19 protein-coding genes are annotated in these 16,730 nt (G+C 64.8%); 13 read left to right on the top strand and 6 right to left on the bottom strand.

What is annotated here, in order from left to right; all coding sequences use genetic code 11:
- The first annotated feature begins 160 nt into the window (after positions 1-160).
- Positions 161-1,321, top strand: a complete 1,161-nt coding sequence (locus GA0061098_RS32130; protein ID WP_091965469.1) for a GNAT family N-acetyltransferase — start codon at positions 161-163, stop codon at positions 1,319-1,321.
- Positions 1,322-1,329: 8 nt separating this feature from the next.
- On the opposite strand, the gene GA0061098_RS32125 is transcribed toward GA0061098_RS32130, so the two are convergent.
- Positions 1,330-1,995 (bottom strand): DsbA family oxidoreductase, encoded by a 666-nt coding sequence (locus GA0061098_RS32125; protein WP_091965468.1) that lies wholly within the window; start codon positions 1,993-1,995, stop codon positions 1,330-1,332.
- Positions 1,996-2,165: 170 nt separating this feature from the next.
- Between GA0061098_RS32125 and GA0061098_RS32120 the strand changes: the two genes are divergently transcribed.
- The gene (locus GA0061098_RS32120) at positions 2,166-2,966 is read left to right on the top strand and encodes a thioesterase family protein (RefSeq protein ID WP_091965467.1); all 801 of its coding nucleotides are present in this window, start codon (positions 2,166-2,168) and stop codon (positions 2,964-2,966) included.
- Here the strand turns inward: GA0061098_RS32120 and GA0061098_RS32115 are convergent.
- Both GA0061098_RS32115 and GA0061098_RS32110 read right to left on the bottom strand, forming a co-directional pair.
- Positions 2,954-3,778, bottom strand: a complete 825-nt coding sequence (locus GA0061098_RS32115; RefSeq protein ID WP_091965466.1) for a helix-turn-helix domain-containing protein — start codon at positions 3,776-3,778, stop codon at positions 2,954-2,956. The two genes, GA0061098_RS32120 and GA0061098_RS32115, sit on opposite strands and share 13 nt — an antisense overlap.
- 40 nt (positions 3,779-3,818) lie before the next feature.
- A complete protein-coding gene (locus tag GA0061098_RS32110; protein WP_091965465.1) occupies positions 3,819-4,640 on the bottom strand; it encodes a helix-turn-helix domain-containing protein in 822 nt (273 codons plus the stop codon).
- 101 nt (positions 4,641-4,741) lie between these two features.
- Between GA0061098_RS32110 and GA0061098_RS32105 the strand changes: the two genes are divergently transcribed.
- Both GA0061098_RS32105 and GA0061098_RS32100 read left to right on the top strand, forming a co-directional pair.
- Entirely contained in the window at positions 4,742-4,972 is a 231-nt protein-coding gene (locus GA0061098_RS32105; protein ID WP_201759806.1) for a hypothetical protein, read from the top strand.
- Positions 4,973-5,010: 38 nt separating this feature from the next.
- Entirely contained in the window at positions 5,011-5,409 is a 399-nt protein-coding gene (locus GA0061098_RS32100; RefSeq protein ID WP_091965463.1) for a hypothetical protein, read from the top strand.
- Positions 5,410-5,453: 44 nt separating this feature from the next.
- On the opposite strand, the gene GA0061098_RS32095 is transcribed toward GA0061098_RS32100, so the two are convergent.
- Entirely contained in the window at positions 5,454-6,017 is a 564-nt protein-coding gene (locus GA0061098_RS32095) for an SET domain-containing protein (RefSeq protein ID WP_091965515.1), read from the bottom strand.
- 162 nt (positions 6,018-6,179) lie between these two features.
- On the opposite strand from GA0061098_RS32095, the gene GA0061098_RS32090 reads away from it, so the two are divergent.
- Positions 6,180-6,785: a hypothetical protein gene (locus tag GA0061098_RS32090; protein ID WP_091965514.1), complete on the top strand. Its 606-nt coding sequence runs from the start codon at positions 6,180-6,182 to the stop codon at positions 6,783-6,785.
- Positions 6,786-6,808: 23 nt separating this feature from the next.
- On the opposite strand, the gene GA0061098_RS32085 is transcribed toward GA0061098_RS32090, so the two are convergent.
- Positions 6,809-7,537, bottom strand: a complete 729-nt coding sequence (locus tag GA0061098_RS32085) for a TetR/AcrR family transcriptional regulator (RefSeq protein ID WP_091965462.1) — start codon at positions 7,535-7,537, stop codon at positions 6,809-6,811.
- Positions 7,538-7,643: 106 nt separating this feature from the next.
- On the opposite strand from GA0061098_RS32085, the gene GA0061098_RS32080 reads away from it, so the two are divergent.
- The 5 genes from GA0061098_RS32080 to GA0061098_RS32060 all read left to right on the top strand — a co-directional run bounded on the left by GA0061098_RS32080 (position 7,644) and on the right by GA0061098_RS32060 (position 12,116).
- Positions 7,644-9,176 carry a carotenoid oxygenase family protein gene (locus tag GA0061098_RS32080; RefSeq protein WP_165637732.1) on the top strand — a complete coding sequence of 511 codons (1,533 nt, stop codon included), beginning with the start codon at positions 7,644-7,646 and terminating at the stop codon, positions 9,174-9,176.
- 12 nt (positions 9,177-9,188) lie between these two features.
- Entirely contained in the window at positions 9,189-9,743 is a 555-nt protein-coding gene (locus GA0061098_RS32075; protein WP_091965461.1) for an inner membrane-spanning protein YciB, read from the top strand.
- 190 nt (positions 9,744-9,933) lie between these two features.
- Complete coding sequence (locus GA0061098_RS32070) at positions 9,934-10,230, top strand: hypothetical protein (protein WP_091965460.1); 297 nt, start codon at positions 9,934-9,936, stop codon at positions 10,228-10,230.
- A gap of 14 nt (positions 10,231-10,244) precedes the next feature.
- Entirely contained in the window at positions 10,245-11,165 is a 921-nt protein-coding gene (locus tag GA0061098_RS32065; protein WP_091965459.1) for an SH3 domain-containing protein, read from the top strand.
- A gap of 159 nt (positions 11,166-11,324) precedes the next feature.
- Positions 11,325-12,116, top strand: coding sequence for a DUF3616 domain-containing protein (locus GA0061098_RS32060; RefSeq protein ID WP_165637731.1), 792 nt, complete (start codon positions 11,325-11,327; stop codon positions 12,114-12,116).
- Positions 12,117-12,355: 239 nt separating this feature from the next.
- Here GA0061098_RS32060 and GA0061098_RS32055 read toward each other — a convergent pair whose 3' ends face one another.
- Positions 12,356-14,011, bottom strand: a complete 1,656-nt coding sequence (locus tag GA0061098_RS32055) for a fumarate hydratase (RefSeq protein ID WP_091965457.1) — start codon at positions 14,009-14,011, stop codon at positions 12,356-12,358.
- Between the two features lie 213 nt (positions 14,012-14,224).
- Between GA0061098_RS32055 and GA0061098_RS32050 the strand changes: the two genes are divergently transcribed.
- The 3 genes from GA0061098_RS32050 to GA0061098_RS32045 all read left to right on the top strand — a co-directional run bounded on the left by GA0061098_RS32050 (position 14,225) and on the right by GA0061098_RS32045 (position 16,662).
- Positions 14,225-14,698 carry a hypothetical protein gene (locus GA0061098_RS32050; RefSeq protein WP_091965456.1) on the top strand — a complete coding sequence of 158 codons (474 nt, stop codon included), beginning with the start codon at positions 14,225-14,227 and terminating at the stop codon, positions 14,696-14,698.
- Positions 14,699-15,011: 313 nt separating this feature from the next.
- Complete coding sequence (locus tag GA0061098_RS45265) at positions 15,012-15,185, top strand: hypothetical protein (protein WP_018321873.1); 174 nt, start codon at positions 15,012-15,014, stop codon at positions 15,183-15,185.
- A 355-nt stretch (positions 15,186-15,540) separates the two neighbouring features.
- Positions 15,541-16,662 (top strand): helix-turn-helix transcriptional regulator, encoded by a 1,122-nt coding sequence (locus GA0061098_RS32045; RefSeq protein WP_091965455.1) that lies wholly within the window; start codon positions 15,541-15,543, stop codon positions 16,660-16,662.
- Positions 16,663-16,730 lie beyond the last annotated feature (68 nt).

Here is a 16,730-nt window from a genome sequence, read left to right as displayed (position 1 = left end):
GACAAGTAAGGGTCTGCGTTGGACATCCGGCGCCGGATGCTCAACGAGACGTTAACATTACCGTTCGAATTGGAGCCGCGTCCCAACGGTATTTTCCAATCTTTGCGCTAAGCATGGCCAGATGACGCGGCATTTGCCCGCGTGAATGGGACGAGGGGACGTGGTCGATATCGCGCAGCAGGCAGCGATCCATCCGGCATCCGGGGATGCCATGGCCGCGCGCGTCCCGCTCATTGCGATCGATCCCGGCCAATGGCGCGCACTCGCGCAGCGGGCGATCGAGCCGAACGGATATTACCTGCCCGCCTGGGAGCTCGCCGTCAGCGCCACCGCGCGCGGCCGCACCGAAGCTTCGGCGTTGCCCGCGTTCGATGGCACGTCGTCGCGGCTGATCGGGCTGATGCCGGTGATCCCGCTGTGGCGCGCCCTGAAGATTCCCCTACCCGCGCTGGTGAGCGCGCATCCCTACGGCACCCTGTGCAGCCCGCTGATCGACCGCGACGCCCCGATCGAGGCGGCCACGCAACTGTTGCAGCGGGCGCGCGGGGCCGGCGCGCATGCGCTCGTGCTCAACGACGTCGCGCTCGACGGCGCTGCGATGACTGTGCTCAGGCAGGTCCTGACCCGCGACGGCCTGAAGCCGCGCGTGCTTTCCTCCTACATCCGCGCCAGCCTCGATGCGACGCAGGATGACGAAACGTTACTGCGCGACGCACTCGGCACCAAAAAGCTCAAGGAGCTGCGCCGACAACGCCATCGGCTCGAAGAGCACGGCCCTGTTACATTCGACGTCGCACGCCGGCCTGACGAGATCGGGCCCGCACTCGAAACATTCCTGCAACTCGAAGCCAGCGGCTGGAAAGGCAAGCGCGGCACCGCGCTGGTTCAGCAAGCAGGCGATGCGACCTTCATTCGCCGCGCGGTGCCGGCGCTGGCGGAGACCGCGCAGTGCGAAATCATCACGCTTCGCGCCGGGACGACGCCGGTCGCTGCCGGCATCGTGCTCCGCCATCAGGATCGCGCCTTCTTCTTCAAGCTGGGCATCGACGAACACTTTGCGAAATATTCGCCGGGCGTGCAGCTAACCCTCGAGCTCACCCGCCATCTCTGCGCCGATTCCAGCATCGCCAGCGCGGATTCCACCGCGAGCGCCGATCACCCCATGATCAACCCGATCTGGCGCGGGCGTTTTGCGGTCGGCGACGTGCTGATCCCGCTGCGGCGGCACGATCCGGTCGTCGCCCTGATTCACGCAGCACTGGCCGGACTCAATGCCGCGCACGAGGGCGCGCGACACGTGGTCCGCCGGCTACGCAAATAAGCGAAAGCCTATTCCGCCGCCTGCGCGTTGATCTCCTCCGAGACCTGGCGGATGGCGCGCGCGAGCAGGTTCGGGTCCTGCGCACCGGAGACGGCGTATTTCTGCGCGAACACGTAGGTCGGCACGCCGGAGATTCCCTTCTCGGCGGCCTCCTGCGCGTCGGCCGAGACGCGCGCGACGTCCTCGTCGGTGGCAAGGCGTCGGCGCACGTCCTCGGCATCGAGGCCGACATCGGCGGCCGCCTGCACTAGCACGTTCACATCGGTGAGATCGCCGCCGTCGCGGAAATACAGCTCCATCAGGCGCTGCTTCATCTCGGGCGCCTTGCCGATCGCTTCCGCCCACAGGATGAGGCGATGGCAGTCGGTCGTGTTAGGCTGACGCGCGACCAGCTCGGGCTTGTAGACGAGGCCCTCCTCGCTTGCGGCCGTAACGACGCGCCCCGCGATCCCTTTATAGGCTTCGACCGAGCCGAACTTCTGGGTGAGATAGGCCTCGCGGCTGATACCCTCGCGCGGTACCCAGGGATTGAGGAAGAACGGGCGGAAATTGAGCTTGACCGGAACGTCCGGCACGAGCGCCAGCGCACTTTCGATCCGGTGCTTGCCGATATAGCACCAGGGGCACACCACGTCGGAGACGACATCGATCTGGAGCGGTTTCAGCGTGCTCATGTCAGGCGCCTCCTTCGGGCGGGTCACGGGTTCGCCGGAACATAAGCCGAACCGGGAGCGGCGCAAGACATTGGCCCTGCATGGCTCACGACTTCACCTCTGCGGTTATTGTGACCGCTGCACCCCGCCCCGATACTTGCGGCCACAATCAAGTCCGAGGGGAGACCGCGATGAGCGCCATTTTCAGGCCGGAAGGCCAACAGTTCCGAGCCACGGAGCACGCCGGCGGTCCGTGGTCTCCGGACATGCTGCAGGGAAGCGCCACCACCGCCCTGATGACCCGCGAGGTCGAGCATCTCGCCACCAAATCCGGCTTCGCGGTGCGACGCCTGACCTTTGATCTGTGGCGACCGGCGGGCCTGCGCGCCTTCAGGACCGTTGCCGAATTGCTGCGCGACGGCCGCAAGGCCAAGACCATGCAGGTGCGGCTGATGGACGGCGAGGCCGAAATCGGCCGCTGCACGGCGCTGCTGACCGCGTCGAGCGGGGAATCTCCCGCCGATCCCTTTGCGAGGCCCATGGTGGTCGACAAGGCGCCCGAGGCGGGCAGCCCGCCGCCGGCCTTCGCGCAGAAATGGAGCCGCTATTTCCAGAACGTGTCGGTGCGGCTGATCGAGGGCGCATTGGAGAAGCCGGGCCCGGCGGCGGCCTGGATGCGGCTCGATGCGCCGCTGGTCGAGGGCGAGCCGAACACGCCGCTGCTCCAGGCGGTGCAGGCCGCGGATTTCGCCAGCGGCGTCGCGCAGATCGTCGACATGCGCGACTGGACCTTCATCAATCCCGAGATCAGCCTCTACTTCTTCCGTCCGCCGGAGGGCGAATGGATCCTGATCCGCGCCGCCACGCGCGTCGGCGCCAATGGCGCCGGCCTCACCACGGCGACACTCAGCGATCTCAAGGGTCCGTTTGCGGAGGTGATGCAGGCCATGAGCTTCGAGCGGCGTGAGGCCGCGCAAGCTCAGGCGTCCTGAGCCGCAAGCGCGGCCAGGGTCGCCTCGGAGGCGGCATCAACAGGCATGAACATCTCGACGCGAAGCTCCTGCAGCGTCACATCCTGCGGCGTGCCCAAAGTCAGAACCGCGCCGATCAGTGAGACGCCGACATCGCCCTTGCGCAGGCGCACCTCGCAGAGCGGCCCCGGCACGGCGTCGTCCTCGATCCCAAGCGTGGGCAGCTCCGGCAGCCGCATCAATTCGCGCCATGTCGATTGCAGGGCTTCGTCGAGCGGCGCGGCCATTGCCTCTTGGCGCGCACGAGACAGCAGAGCCGCGGCCACCGCGGGCCAGTTCTCGACGAACGGCTTGAGCTCGTTCGGCGCCAGGAACATGCGCATGTGATTGAGCGGCCGCTGCATGCGCTCAGGGCCGAGCAGCATCGTCATCAGGCGCGAGGCGGCACGGTTGGCCTGCATCACGTTCCAGCGCCGGTCGGTAACGATCGCGGGAAACGGCTCGTGCCGCCGCAGTAGCAGATCGATGGCGCGGCGCGCATCGGCAAGCTCGGGCGCGGCGAGGTCGCGCTCGCCATATTGCCGGGCGAAGCCGCCGGCCTCGAGCAGCGCGTTGCGATCGCGCAGCGACAGATCGAGGGCGGATGCGAGCTGCAGCAGGATCTCCCGGCTCGCGGCCGCCTTGCCGGTCTCGACATAGCTCAGATGCTTGACCGAAATGCCGGCCTCGAACGCCAGCTCCGCCTGGCTCAACGCTCGGCGCATGCGCCAGGCGCGCAGGAGATCGCCGACGGGGTTGGCCGGCCGCAATCGCCGAAACGAGCGTGTGTCCATCGGCGGATTATGCGGGGACCGCTGCTGCCTGTAAACGCCGCTATGGCAGCCCGGCCGCCATCTGCCTCAGCCGCTCGGCGGTGCGCTCGTCCGCCGGGAAGAAGGTCTCCAGCGCCAACTCGGACAACGTGATGTCCACGGGCGTGCCGAACACCATCGTGGTGGAGAAGAAGCTCAGGATTTCTCCGCCATGGCGCAGCTTGAAGGGGATGGCGACGTTGTCGCTCGACAGCGGCCCCGCCCGCGCCGGGATCGGATAGCTCTTGAGGTCGTTGTAGAGCTTGATCAGCTCAGGATCGGCCGTCACCTCGCATTGCCGGTGTAGACGCTCCAGAAGATGGCCACACCACTCCGCGAGATTGACCGTGCGCGGCGCCAGCGCCTCGGGATGAAAGGCGAGCCGCAGCACGTTGAAGGGCTGGCCAAGCAGCCGCTGCGGAATGCCGTCGAGCAGCGGCGCCACCATGCGGTTGGCCGACACCAGGTTCCAGTGCCGGTCCACCGCGAGCGCGGGATTGGGCTCGTGCGCCCTCAGCACGAGGTCGATCGCCTGGCGGGCTGATTTCAAGGCGGGATCCTCCAGCGGGCGCTGCTGGAATGCCGGCGCATAGCCGGCGGCGACCAGCAGCACGTTGCGTTCGCGCAAGGGCACGTCGAGACGCTCGGCGAGCCGCAGCACCATGTCGCGCGAGGGCGCGGCGCGGCCGGTCTCGACGAAGCTCAGGTGACGCGCCGAGATTTCGGCTTCGCCCGCGAGATCGAGCTGGCTCATGCGGCGGCGCTGCCGCCATTCGCGCAAATGGTCGCCGATGTGAACCGGCTGGCTGCGGTCGGCCTGTGCCGTGGATGCATGTGCGTTCATGACCAGAAACCTATCATGCGGATTTCGGCCCTTCCATTACCCGCGAGGTAATCGAATTGGTCCTCGGGTCGGCGCATCTTCAGTGGCGACAGGAGATGACCATGATCGCGCTGCTGCTCTATCGGACCGTCGCAGACCACCTTGTTCCCTGGGCCATGGCCTTCGCAACGCGGATGCTGGCGCGCAGCCTCAACATGCCGGAGCCGCTGGTGCATTCGACCGGCGACTATGTGCTCGCGCAGGTCACAGCCTTCGAGCACGGCGTCGGCAGGAGCCTTTGTCCGTTCCGCCTCGCCCGCCTGCTTCGCGCCTGGTGGCGCGGATGGCACTGAGTTTCACCCCGAGCCCACCCCAACCATGGAGACCTCTGATGATCGACGCTTCCACCTTCCTGCGCCGCGCGCTGCTTGCAGATAGCATCTTCAGCGGCGTCGCCGCCCTCGGCTTCACTTTCGGCGCGAGCGCGTTCGCTGCGCTGTTCAACCTGCCGGAAGCGCTGCTGCGCGAGACCGGCCTGTTCCTGATCGCCTACGCCGCGCTGGTCGGCTGGCTGGCGTCACGCGCCTCGGTGGCGAAGGCACTCGTGCTGCTGGTCGTGATCGGCAATGCGGCCTGGACGGTCGGCAGCATTGCGCTGCTGTTGTCGGGCGCGGTGTCGCCGAACCTTGCCGGCGCGCTCATGGTCGTCGCGCAGGCGATCGCCACCGGCGTGTTCGCCGAGCTGCAATATGTGGGATTGCGGAGAAGCGGGAGTGCGGTGGCGGCTTGAGGCCCGGGCTTGGCCGCGCACCCTTCGCGGCCATCGCCCCTCGGCTACGCCCTCGCCCGGCCGACCTTGCCGGCGAAGTGCTTGCCGTTCAGCTTCTTCTTTTTCGCCGTGCTTTTGGTGCCCGCCTTCTTGGCCTTTGCTTCCGTGCGCGCCTTCACCTTGGCGCGCTCGGCCCGCGCCTCGGCGCGCAGCTTCTTGCGCTTCTTCTCGCAAGACTCGCACTTGCAACCGATCGGCTTCAGATAGGCTTTGAAATAGTCGGTGCCGTAATCGTAATTGATCTCGTCACCCGGCTCGATGTTCCTGATGGCGCGGATGAAGACCTTGCGCTCGCGCGGCCGCACGTCGGACTCGGCATTGGGCCGGCAGGAATGATTGATGTAGCGGGCCAGGTTCTTGCGCACCGAGCCGTCGATGGTCCAGCGGCCGTTGAGCTCGAACAGGTACTTGTTCTCGATGTCGTCCTGCTCGGGGATCCGCGAATCCAGGATCGGTCCGAAATAGCGGATGATCCGGGTGCCCTTCTTGATCGGCTTGGTGGCGAAGAGGCCGAGCCCGGTCTTGGAGCGGCCGACGCGATAGGTTTTTTGCGAGGAGATGGCTGGCATGATCAAGTAAAGGAGGACGCGAACGAGGCTGGAAGAGCCCAAGCGAAGCCGCTCTTCTAGAACGATTCCGCGCCGCTGTCAGGTCTATCCCACCCCTGTTTGAACCTTGCCCACAATGAAGACGTCTGATGGTGCGGAGTTCCCTGCGATCGAAGCCTCATGATGAACCGCATCACCTGCATAGGCCTGGCTGTCTTGATGATCTGCATCGGCCTGAACAGCGCCGCCGCCCAAACCGTGGGCAGCACATACACGTCGACCGGGCCAAAGGATTGCCGCCAGATCGGCAAGCCCAGCGAGCTCGACGGCAGCACCACGCGGGCATGTTCGGGCAAGGACGGCCTCCTGGTGCTGATTGCCGAGGACGATCTTCGCGAAATCGTCTCGATCGGCCGCAATCGCAAGCAAGCGGCCGAGGAACCGGCGGCCAAGGTCTGGTTCGCGCCGTTCAATTCGTCGGAGACCACGATCGAATGGCGCGCCGTGGGCGCAAAGCCGTTCGCGATCATCCAGCGCTGGCACATCGCCGACAATGCCGATCCCGACAAGCAGGGCCGCCCGAACACCAAGGCCATGCTGGTCGTGACCCGGCTGCCGCCGGGCCCGGTCTGTCACGTTGCCTATGTCGATGCGATCGCAAACCCCACCGCCAACGAGCTTGCGCGCAAGGCCGCGGACGATTTCGCCCGCGGCTTCGCTTGCGGCAAGGACGAGGTGAAGATCATCGGCACGCGCGGCCGCGCCGTCGAGCTGGCGACGATGCGCTAGGCCTTGGCGGGCTCAAACGGCCGCTATGCGGGGAGTTTCGTGGTGATGGGCGCCGTCAGCATCGCCTCGAGCAGCCGCTCGGCCGTCGTCCCCTCGGGCAGACGTCCCAAGATATCCTTGAGCCGCCCGTCGAGCAGCAGCATGGTGAAGCCATGCACCATCGACCAGGCACGGGCGATCGCGGCGCCCTGGCTCAGCGTCAGCGCGTCTTCGCTGATCTGCTCCTGCCGCATCATGCCGATCGCATTTGCAAGCCCGGCGAAAGAGGCTTCGGCCGCCTCGTGCAGCGAGGGCCTGGAATAATCGAGCCGCTCGGTACGGAACATAATGCCGTACATGCCGGGATGCGCCTGCGCATAGGCGACATAGGCCTTGGGCCGCGCCAGCGCGGCTTCGAGCGGCGTGGTGGCGGCGTCGCATGACGACGCCATCGCCGCGTTGAACTGGCGGAAGCCGACCGCCGCGAGTTCGCTGAGCAGGCCAGTAAGATCGCCGAAATGGTGGGTGGGCGCGGCATGCGAGACGCCCGCCTCGCGCGCCACCGCGCGCAATGTGAGGCCAGCGAGCCCGTCGCGTTCCAGCACCCGTTCGGCAGCCTGCAGCAACGCCTCGCGCAAGGCACCGTGGTGATACGGCGTCTCGGACTTAGCGCTCGCCGCGCCGCGCCTTGGGCGCGATGCCGCATTCGAAATCGTCTTTCTGGGGGCACGCGCACTTCGCGCCGTTTCGCTCTTGGTATCGGTCTTGGCCATTTGCAAGCTATATGACGCAATATTGACAGTGTAAAGATTTTGCTTGACCGACGCGACGATCGGCTCTATTTGATCTTTACGATGTAAAGATAAGGAGGGATACGCCGTGCAGCACGACGCCGTCGCCGAGCGCCGCAACAATATCGCGCCGATCCCGTTCGAAGCGGACGCGCCATTCCTGAAGATCATTGGCGAATTGCCGCGCGAGCTGAATGGCGTGCTCTATCGCAACGGTCCCAATCCGCAGTTCGATTCCCCCGGCGCGCATTGGTTCGTCGGCGACGGCATGCTGCACGCCTTCCACCTCGAGAACGGCCGCGCCAGCTATCGCAACCGTTGGGTCCGCACGCCGAAATGGCTCGCCGAGCACGATGCCGGCCGCGCCTTGTTCGGCGGCTTCGGCCGCAAGCTGCCGGATGCGCCGACTGATCTCACCGACGGCGGCGTCGCCAACACCAACATCATTTTCCATGCCGGCAAGCTGCTGGCGCTGGAAGAAGCGCACCTGCCGACCGAGATCGAGCCGGGCACGCTGGCGACGCGCGGCTATCACAACTATCAAGGCCGTGTCGCCGGCAGCTTCACCGCTCATCCGAAGATCGATCCCGTGACCGGCGAGCTGGTGTTCTTCGGCTACAACGCGGCGGGGCCGCTGACCCCTGCCCTCTCCTACGGCTCGATCGATGCCGCCGGCAAGGCGACGCGCTTCGAGCGGTTCGAGGCGCCCTATGCCAGCATGGTGCACGACTTCATCGTCACCGCGAACCATGTGCTGTTTCCGATCCTGCCGATCACCGGCAGCATGGAGCGCGCGATGAGCGGACGGCCGCCCTATGCCTGGGAGCCGGACAAGGGCGCCTATGTCGGCGTGATGAAGCGGAGCGGCACGGCAAAGGACATCGTCTGGTTTCGCGGTGAAGCCTGCTACGTCTTCCACATCATGAACGCGTGGGAGGATGATAACCGCATCATCGCCGACGTCATGCAGTTCGAGGAAGCGCCGCTGTTTCCGCATCCCGACGGCCGGCCGACCGATCCGGAGAAGTCGCGCGCCCGGCACTGCCGCTGGACGTTCGATCTCTCCGGCAATACCGATCGCTTCCAGCAGACCTATCTCGACGATCTCACCGGCGAATTCCCGCGCATCGATGACCGCCACGCCGGGTTGAAAAATCGCCACGGCTGGTACGCCTGCGCCAATCCGCGCCAGCCGATGTTCGGCGCGCTCTCCGGCGTCGTCCATGTCGACGGCAACGGAAGGCGTCTCGGCCATTATCTGCTGCCCGCCGGCGACACCATCTCCGAGCCGGTGTTCGTCGAGCGATCGAAGGATGCGACTGAGGGCGATGGCTGGCTGCTCACTTTGCAATACGCGCTTGAAGCGGTTCCGGCCGAGACCGCGGCGATGCCCGGCTTTCTCTATGCCAATTACGTCATCACCGGCGCCTGGACCGTGGCCGCGCTGTTGATGGCGGCTGGCAATCTCGTGCTGCTCTACGTCCCCGGCGTGCCGCTCTGGTCGAGCCTCGCGGTCGCCTTCGCCGCCCGCAACTGCGCGATTTACTTCACAAAATGGTATCCCGAGTATCGCCAGATCAAGTACGGTACGCCCGCCCGCGCATTGCCCAACTCCCGCTGAACAGGATTGACGATGAAGGACGTATTCGCCCGCCTCGGCTCCGATCTCTTCTCCGCCATCCTCTTCCTGGTCATCTATCTCGTCACCGACAACGTCATCCTGGCGACATCGGTGGCGGTCGCCGGCGCGATCGCGCAGGTGATCTACGCCCGCATCAAGGGGCAGCAACTCAATTACATGACGTATGCGAGCCTCGCGCTCGTCGTCGGATTGGGCGCGATCACACTGCTGACCAATGATCCCCGCTTCATGATGGCAAAGCCGTCGATCGCGCATTTCGCCATCGGCGCGATCATGCTCAAGCGCGGCTGGATGCTGCGCTACATGCCGCCGATCGTCGTCGAGACCGTTCCGGAATATGTCACGGCTGCAGGCTATGCCTGGGCGGCGCTGATGTTCGTGATCGGTGTCGGCATGATCGTCGTCGCCTCCACGGGCGATCTGAAGCTGTGGGCGTTCTACCTCACGGTGGTCGCCGGCGGCGCCAAGATCCTCGCCTTCGCCGTGCAGTACGTCGTGCTCCGGCTCATCGTCACCAGTCGCCGTCGCGCTGCGGCCCGCGCCTAAAGCGCGATGTGATCGCGCTTTAGGTTGTTGTCTGAGCATGATCTTTTCCGAAAACCGCTACGCACTTTTCGGGATCATGCTTCTATGCCTCAAATGGAGCGTTAGGCAGGAGCTGCGAGTTGGGCTATAGGCTCGTCCGGGACTGGCCGCGGATCGTCGCGGTCCGCCGGGATTTGTTCGGGAGACGGGAATGGCCGTAGACGGCAACTGGAATCTGACCATGACGACGCCGATGGGCGAGCGCCAGGCGACGCTGAACCTCAAGGCCGCCGGCGGCACGCTCACGGGCACGCAAGGTGCGGAAGGTAATACCGCCGAGATCTTCGACGGCACCGTCTCTGGCGACAACGTCTCCTGGAAGGTCTCGATCACCAACCCGATGCCGCTCACGCTCGAATTCGCCGGCACCGTCTCCGGCGACAGCATGAACGGCGAGATGGGCATCGGCCCGATGGGCAGCTTCCCGTTCACGGGCGCCCGCGCGTAAGGCCGCGCAGCATCATGCGCGTGCTTCGTCTCATCGCGGCGACCATGCTGTGCGTCGCGACACAAGCGGCGCGCGCGGATGACACCGAACCGGCGTGGCGCGCAAGCGCGCTCGCCCTGGTCCCGGCAGGTTATGTCGCCGGCGCCGCTTATCGAACCGATGGCTCGATAGGATATCTCGCCGTCTATCCCGCGCCATCGAACGATCCAAAAACACCGGCAAGCGTGTTCGCTGCGCGCCAGGCCCTCGCGGTCATGCTGACACCGGATGCGACACGCGCGGTGTCCGCCGAGTTGAAGCCGCGCACAGAGCCCGATCCCGACAATGACGACAGCGATTTCGCAAAACTGCATGCCGATCTCGCCGCCGGACGTGCAAAGCTGCCCGAGGGCACCGAGCCCTGCAGTCTCGGCGCCTGGTCCATCGACAAGGACCCCAACGGCCTCAACGTGCGCGCCGAACCGTCAGCTACGGCGCGTGTGCTCGGCACGCTGCCCTCGCCCTACCGCTTGAAGTTAGGCGGCGCCGAGAACACGCCCGACGGCGGCTGGCTCACCGAATTCCGCATCATCGGCTTCAAGAACGGCTGGTTTCTGATCGAAGGCGCCAAGCCGCCGGGCAAGGACTACGAGGACGAGAAGAGATATCCGCGGAGCGCGCCCAAACCCTATGCCGGGCGCGGCTGGGTCGCCTCCAACAAGGTCGGCGCGAGCTTCGCCAACGGCTATACGCGCGCGGGCGGGCTGTTCCAGGCTCCCTTCGTCGATGCCAAATGGATGCCGGCACAGCGCGAGCTCGGCGGCCCGATCGACGGTGACGGCGGGCCGAAGCGCCTGCTCGCCTGCAGCGGCTTCTGGGGTCTGGTCGAGAGCCACGACGGCGTTCGCGGCTGGTGGCGCGCGTTGTGCTCCAACCAGGTCACCAATTGCAGCTGAGAAGACAGCGGCTCCCGCGACATTCTCGCTCTTGTCTTTTAACAACTCCGGATTGAATTTGAGCATTGCACCCGGGAGGGAAAAATGCCGTACAGCATCACGCATGCATTTCATCGATCACTGACAGCCGCGTTCGTTTGCATTCTGCTGGGAGCAGCGATGTCGCCCGGGCGCGGCGAACAATTGCCGCCGAAGATTGCCCCGGAGGCAACCGCCTGGAAGCCCGCCTCGATCTTCGAAAAAGACGACAAGGACGACAAGTTCAAGGATCAGCCACGCATGAACCTGAGCGGAGCGGCGTGCGTGCCCACTACGCCGAAGTTCACGTCATGCCTGATTGCCAATGATGAGAAGAAATACGCGCAGTTCTTCTCGATCGAAGGCAACGTCCTCGTTCCCCGGAAGCTCATCCGGCTGTCGGATGACGACAAGGACCCCGATGCCGAAGGCGTCGCGTATGAAAAGGGCTTCTTCTACGTGACCGGCTCGCACGGCCGAAGCCGCAAGAGCGACAAGGAGAATTTATCGAGCTATGTCGTGTTTCGGATTGCCGTGGATCCGCAAACCGGCGCTCCCAAGACCGAACCCAACGCCAAGAAGGTCGAGGGCGTCGAGCCGAGCCCGCGGCTGCGTGAGGTGATTGAAAAGAATAAGGACGTCGGGTCGAAATTCAACAAGCCGCTCGCGGAAGGCGGTGTCAATGTCGAAGGGATTGCAGTCAGGAACGACCGCATCTATTTCGGGCTGCGAGGTCCATCGTTGAACCGTCAGGCCTTTGTGCTCAGCGTCGATGCAAACGCGCTCTTTACCAAGGACGACGATCTCAAACCCGACTCGACGCCGTTCGATCTCGGGGAGAATACCGGCATCCGCGACCTTGCCGTGGTGAACAACGGCATCTTGATCCTCGCAGGGCCAACGCGTGACGAAGACGTTCCCTATAGCGTCTGACTGTGGGACGGCAGCAGCAAGACTGCCAAATCCCTGGCGACGCTCGATCTGAGCTCAGCCCCAAAAGAGGCGAAAGCGGAAATTCTGCTTCCCCTCGAGGAAGACGCAGCCAACATTCGCGTGCTTGTCATGTTCGACAGCGCCGAAAATGGCGGCGCTATGTCGTTCACAATAAAGCGCTGAGCGCGCTGCGTAAGTCGTCCGCCGGTCCGAGTACCGGCAGACGACGCAAGACTGGACTAGCCCAGGTTCAACTCCTTGAAGAAGTCGTTGCCCTTGTCATCGACGATGATGAACGCCGGGAAGTCGACGACCTCGATGCGCCAGATCGCTTCCATGCCGAGCTCGGGATATTCGAGCACCTCGACCTTCTTGATGCAGTGCTCGGCAAGGTTCGCCGCGGCGCCGCCGATCGAGCCGAGATAGAAGCCGCCATACTTCTTGCAGGCCTCGCGCACCGCCGGGGCGCGGTTGCCCTTGGCCACCATCACCATCGAGCCGCCGGCGGCCTGGAACTGGTCGACGAAGGAATCCATGCGGCCCGCCGTGGTCGGACCGAACGCGCCGGAGGCGTAGCCCTCGGGCGTCTTGGCCGGGCCGGCGTAGTAGACCGGATGGTTCTTGAAGTAATCCGGCAGCGGCTCGCCCTTCTCCAGCCGCTCGCGCAGCTTGGCGTGGGCGCTATCGCGCGCGACGATCATGGTGCCGGTCATCGAGACCCGGGTCTTGATCGGGTGCTTCGAGAACGTCGCCAGAATGTCCTTCATGGGCTGGTTGAGATCGATCTTGACGACCTCGCCGCCGAGCGCCTCTTCGACCTCAGGCAGATATTGCGCCGGATTGTGCTCGAGCTCCTCGAGATAGACGCCGTCCCTGGTGATCTTGCCGAGCACCTGGCGATCGGCCGAGCACGACACGCCGAGCCCAATGGGGAGAGAGGCGCCGTGACGCGGCATGCGGATCACGCGCACGTCGTGGCAGAAGTACTTGCCACCGAACTGCGCGCCGACGCCGAGCGATTGCGTCATCTTGTGGATTTCCTTCTCCATCTCGACGTCGCGGAAGGCATTGCCGTCGGGCGAGCCCTGGGTCGGCAGCGCGTCGAGATAGCGGGCGGAGGCGAGCTTCACCGTCTTCATGCAGAGCTCGGCCGAAGTGCCGCCGATCACGATCGCGAGGTGATAGGGCGGGCAAGCAGCGGTGCCGAGGGTGAGGATTTTTTCCTTCAGGAAAGCGAGCAGCCGGTCCTTGGTCAGCACCGAGGGCGTCGCCTGGAACAGAAAGCTCTTGTTGGCGCTGCCGCCGCCCTTCGCCATGAACATGAACTTGTAGGCGTCATCGCCTTCGGCGTAGATCTCGCACTGCGCCGGCATGTTGTTGGCGGTGTTCTTCTCCTCGTACATCGAGAGCGGTGCGACCTGCGAGTAGCGCAGATTGCGGCGCAGGTACGCGTCGCGCGCCCCTTCCGACAGCGCCGCCTCGTCGTCGCCGTCGGTGATGACGTTGCAGCCCTTCTTGCCCATGATGATCGCAGTGCCGGTGTCCTGGCACATCGGCAGCACGCCGCCGGCGGCGATGTTGGCGTTCTTCAAAAAGTCCAGCGCGACGAACTTGTCGTTCGGGCTGGACTCGCCGTCCTCAAGGATGGCGCGGAGCTGCTTCAGATGGCCGGGACGCAAATAATGGTTGATGTCGCCGAAAGCCGCCTCCGACAGCGCCCGCAGCGCCTCGCGCGACACCACCAGCATGTCCTTGCCCAGGACCTTCTCGACCCTGACACCCTCGGCCATGATCTTCTTGTAGGGCGTCTCGTCCTTGCCCAGCGGGAACAGCGGGGTGTGCTTGTAGGGCGGAACGGGCTTTGACGGGTCGGGGAAGGCGGTCGGAGCGTTCATGGGGCGAATCTCGGGGTTTTGGAGCCCTGGCGGGCCTCTCAGCATAGAAGCGTTCTAAGCTCATTTTGAGCGGAAAGGAAAGGGAGCGGCACGCATGGGGGACGCCGACCCAGGGCTCGGGAAGGCACTGACACAGCACGTGGAAAGGCCGTTCCCACCCTTGCGCTTCGCGCCCGACGACGCTTGAATGCGCGCCCTAAGGGGCTTTTCATCATGACATTGAAACTGAACGTCCGCGGCGCGATCCTGGTCGCCGCCGCCATCACCGGCCTTGTGACCCTCATTTCGCCCGCACGCGCCGACCGCTGCGACGACAGTGCCAAGGAGCTGGCGAACCAGGTCGATCGCCTCAAGGTGAACTTTCGTGCTGCGAACACCGTCTATCTGACACACCCGGCGGCCAAGGAGCTGTCCGTGGGTTGCCGCGGCGACAAATATTCCATCGAGCTCTATGCCAAGGGTGATCGCAAGCCGACGCCGGAATTCTATGCGCTGGTGGGATCGATGGCGGCGATCGTCTTCACCGTGACCAAGGACGACACCACGACGGGCGCGACACGCTGCCTGAAGCGGATGGGTCTGCTGCGCGGCGACAAGATCAGCATGCGCTATCGGCGACTCAACATGGAATGCACCCGCACCAAGAAGGACGCGTCCATCGCGATCACGCGCGGCAAGGACGAATAGAGGGGACGTCGCCTCCTCGCGCTTTCCACGCGCTCGGCGGCCTACCTATCGCGACGCTGTCCGCCACTCGCTCCGTCATTGCGAGCGGAGCGAAGCAATCCAGAATCCTTCCGCGGTGACGGTCTGGATTGCTTCGTCGCAAGAGCTCCTCGCAATGACGAGGAGGGTTTAGTCGTCGCTCGCATAAGGCACGATGCGGGGCACGAACAGCGCCTCTTACCACACCAATCGCTCGCATTTTAACGATTGCCTTGAAGGAATTTTCGCTCCTCGCAGCGCAGGGTCAGTTGTTTCCATGTGTGAGGATTTGCGGATGAAGGTTTCCACCGTTGCGCCGCCGCCGATCGCGATCGTGGTTCCGAGCTACGACACGACCAAGCAGCAGGACGATCAGACCAAGACCAAGGACGCCGACCCCACCTACAAGCCGCAGCCGCCCGCGCCGCTGCCGCCGGGTCAGGGCACGCGGATCGATCAGCTCGCCTGATCGATCCTCTCGAAGTGGAATCGCCCGATCCGGTCGATCGGGCCTGTTTCGCGTCCGGCCGCATCTTCGCCGGATAGCGGGAACATCATGCGCGGCCTACGCATGATCGCACGACGGCCCTTCCTTAACACCACGCTCGTTGCCGCCATGGGCGCGCGATCGTTCGCGTCCACGCGAACGTTGCACCCAGCCCATCTACCCCAGCGCGGCCATTTCCCCCTTCGCGCACGATTGGGCCATAAACCACCGCTCCGGCTCGGAGCGCGCCCTTCAAGTGTGATCCGGCTCATCAAATTTCCGCATGCGGCGTGCTCATCTGCGAGGCCGAACGAGCATGCGTCGATGGGACAAACCAATGGAACTGAATGAAGAGCTGCTGTCGCTGGTGGCGGACATCTACGATGCAGCGCTCGACGATTCCCGATGGTCGGCGACGCTTCGTTGCATCGTCGACCTGGCGGGTGGCCAAAGCGGCGGTCTGGTCCGGATCGGAGCAGCCGGCGAGGCCGTGATCGCGCATGCCGTCGGTGTCGAGCCCGCCTATGTTCAGTCCTACATCGAAACCTATGAACCGTTCGATCCGTCGCGCAGCGTGCTCCACGCGCCGGTCGGCCAGATCCAGACCATCAGGGACTGGATCGACGTCGACGAATTCCGCACCACCATGTTCTACAACGAATGGACGCGGCCGCAGGGCCTCGAGGATGCCGCCAATCTCCTGCTCGACAAATCTGCCGAGGGAATATCCCGCCTCTCGATCATGAAGGCCGGCGGTCCCGTCGACCGCAGGATGTATCAGGTGATCTCCCACCTCACGCCGCACGTGCAACGGGCCATGGTCGTCAGACAGAAACTGCAGCAGCAGAACGCATTGGAGACGATTTCGGTCCGCACGCTCGACGCCCTGCGAACCGCCGTCCTGCTGCTCGATGCCGAGGCTCATATCACGCACGCCAATGCCAGCGCGCGCGACATTCTGGACGAGGCCGACGTGCTTCGTTCGGTCCGTGGCCGGCTGGTGACGTCCGACCCGAATGCCGATCGCGTGCTGCGGCAGGCGCTGGCGGGCACGGTTGTCGGCGACCGCGCGATGACGAGCGCAAGCATCTCGCTGCATCTGGCGGCCCGCGACGGCTCGCATTTTGTCGCGCATCTCCTGCCGCTGACCGCCGGGCGCCGGCAAAGCTTCGCAGCCAGCTACGACGCCTGCGCCGTCCTGTTCGTCAGCAAGGCAGCGCTCGATACCGTCGTCGCGCCCGACCTCATCCGCAAGCTGTTCAAGCTGACGCCGACCGAGCTGCGCGTCTTCCTGTCCATTGTCGAGATCGGCGGGGTTCCCGATGTGGCCAGGAGCATGGGCATTGCCGAATCGACGATCAAGACCCATCTCGCCAGGATCTTCGCCAAGACTGGAACCAAACGACAGGCGGATCTGGTTCGGCTCATCGCGGCCTTTACACCGCCCATCAAGGTCTGAACTGGTCTCTGTCGCGTCACGCCGCATGTTTGCCGGAAAGAACGCTATCAATGCGCCGGCGTGGGGTA

Source organism: Bradyrhizobium shewense (assembly GCF_900094605.1).
Taxonomy (GTDB): domain Bacteria; phylum Pseudomonadota; class Alphaproteobacteria; order Rhizobiales; family Xanthobacteraceae; genus Bradyrhizobium; species Bradyrhizobium shewense.
This window is presented reverse-complemented; position numbering and strand designations above follow the sequence as displayed.

What these genes read in the sequence shown, in the direction of transcription:
- GA0061098_RS32045 (WP_091965455.1), top strand. Translation starts at nt 15,541, where the DNA reads ATGGAACTGAATGAAGAGCTGCTGTCGCTGGTGGCGGACATCTACGAT.
- GA0061098_RS32090 (WP_091965514.1), top strand. Translation starts at nt 6,180, where the DNA reads ATGAACCGCATCACCTGCATAGGCCTGGCTGTCTTGATGATCTGCATC.
- GA0061098_RS32120 (WP_091965467.1), top strand. Translation starts at nt 2,166, where the DNA reads ATGAGCGCCATTTTCAGGCCGGAAGGCCAACAGTTCCGAGCCACGGAG.
- GA0061098_RS32060 (WP_165637731.1), top strand. Translation starts at nt 11,325, where the DNA reads ATGTCGCCCGGGCGCGGCGAACAATTGCCGCCGAAGATTGCCCCGGAG.
- GA0061098_RS32105 (WP_201759806.1), top strand. Translation starts at nt 4,742, where the DNA reads ATGATCGCGCTGCTGCTCTATCGGACCGTCGCAGACCACCTTGTTCCC.
- GA0061098_RS32070 (WP_091965460.1), top strand. Translation starts at nt 9,934, where the DNA reads ATGGCCGTAGACGGCAACTGGAATCTGACCATGACGACGCCGATGGGC.
- GA0061098_RS32050 (WP_091965456.1), top strand. Translation starts at nt 14,225, where the DNA reads ATGACATTGAAACTGAACGTCCGCGGCGCGATCCTGGTCGCCGCCGCC.
- GA0061098_RS32110 (WP_091965465.1), bottom strand. Translation starts at nt 4,640, where the DNA reads ATGAACGCACATGCATCCACGGCACAGGCCGACCGCAGCCAGCCGGTT.
- GA0061098_RS32055 (WP_091965457.1), bottom strand. Translation starts at nt 14,011, where the DNA reads ATGAACGCTCCGACCGCCTTCCCCGACCCGTCAAAGCCCGTTCCGCCC.
- GA0061098_RS32125 (WP_091965468.1), bottom strand. Translation starts at nt 1,995, where the DNA reads ATGAGCACGCTGAAACCGCTCCAGATCGATGTCGTCTCCGACGTGGTG.
- GA0061098_RS45265 (WP_018321873.1), top strand. Translation starts at nt 15,012, where the DNA reads ATGAAGGTTTCCACCGTTGCGCCGCCGCCGATCGCGATCGTGGTTCCG.
- GA0061098_RS32075 (WP_091965461.1), top strand. Translation starts at nt 9,189, where the DNA reads ATGAAGGACGTATTCGCCCGCCTCGGCTCCGATCTCTTCTCCGCCATC.
- GA0061098_RS32065 (WP_091965459.1), top strand. Translation starts at nt 10,245, where the DNA reads ATGCGCGTGCTTCGTCTCATCGCGGCGACCATGCTGTGCGTCGCGACA.
- GA0061098_RS32115 (WP_091965466.1), bottom strand. Translation starts at nt 3,778, where the DNA reads ATGGACACACGCTCGTTTCGGCGATTGCGGCCGGCCAACCCCGTCGGC.
- GA0061098_RS32085 (WP_091965462.1), bottom strand. Translation starts at nt 7,537, where the DNA reads ATGGCCAAGACCGATACCAAGAGCGAAACGGCGCGAAGTGCGCGTGCC.
- GA0061098_RS32100 (WP_091965463.1), top strand. Translation starts at nt 5,011, where the DNA reads ATGATCGACGCTTCCACCTTCCTGCGCCGCGCGCTGCTTGCAGATAGC.
- GA0061098_RS32095 (WP_091965515.1), bottom strand. Translation starts at nt 6,017, where the DNA reads ATGCCAGCCATCTCCTCGCAAAAAACCTATCGCGTCGGCCGCTCCAAG.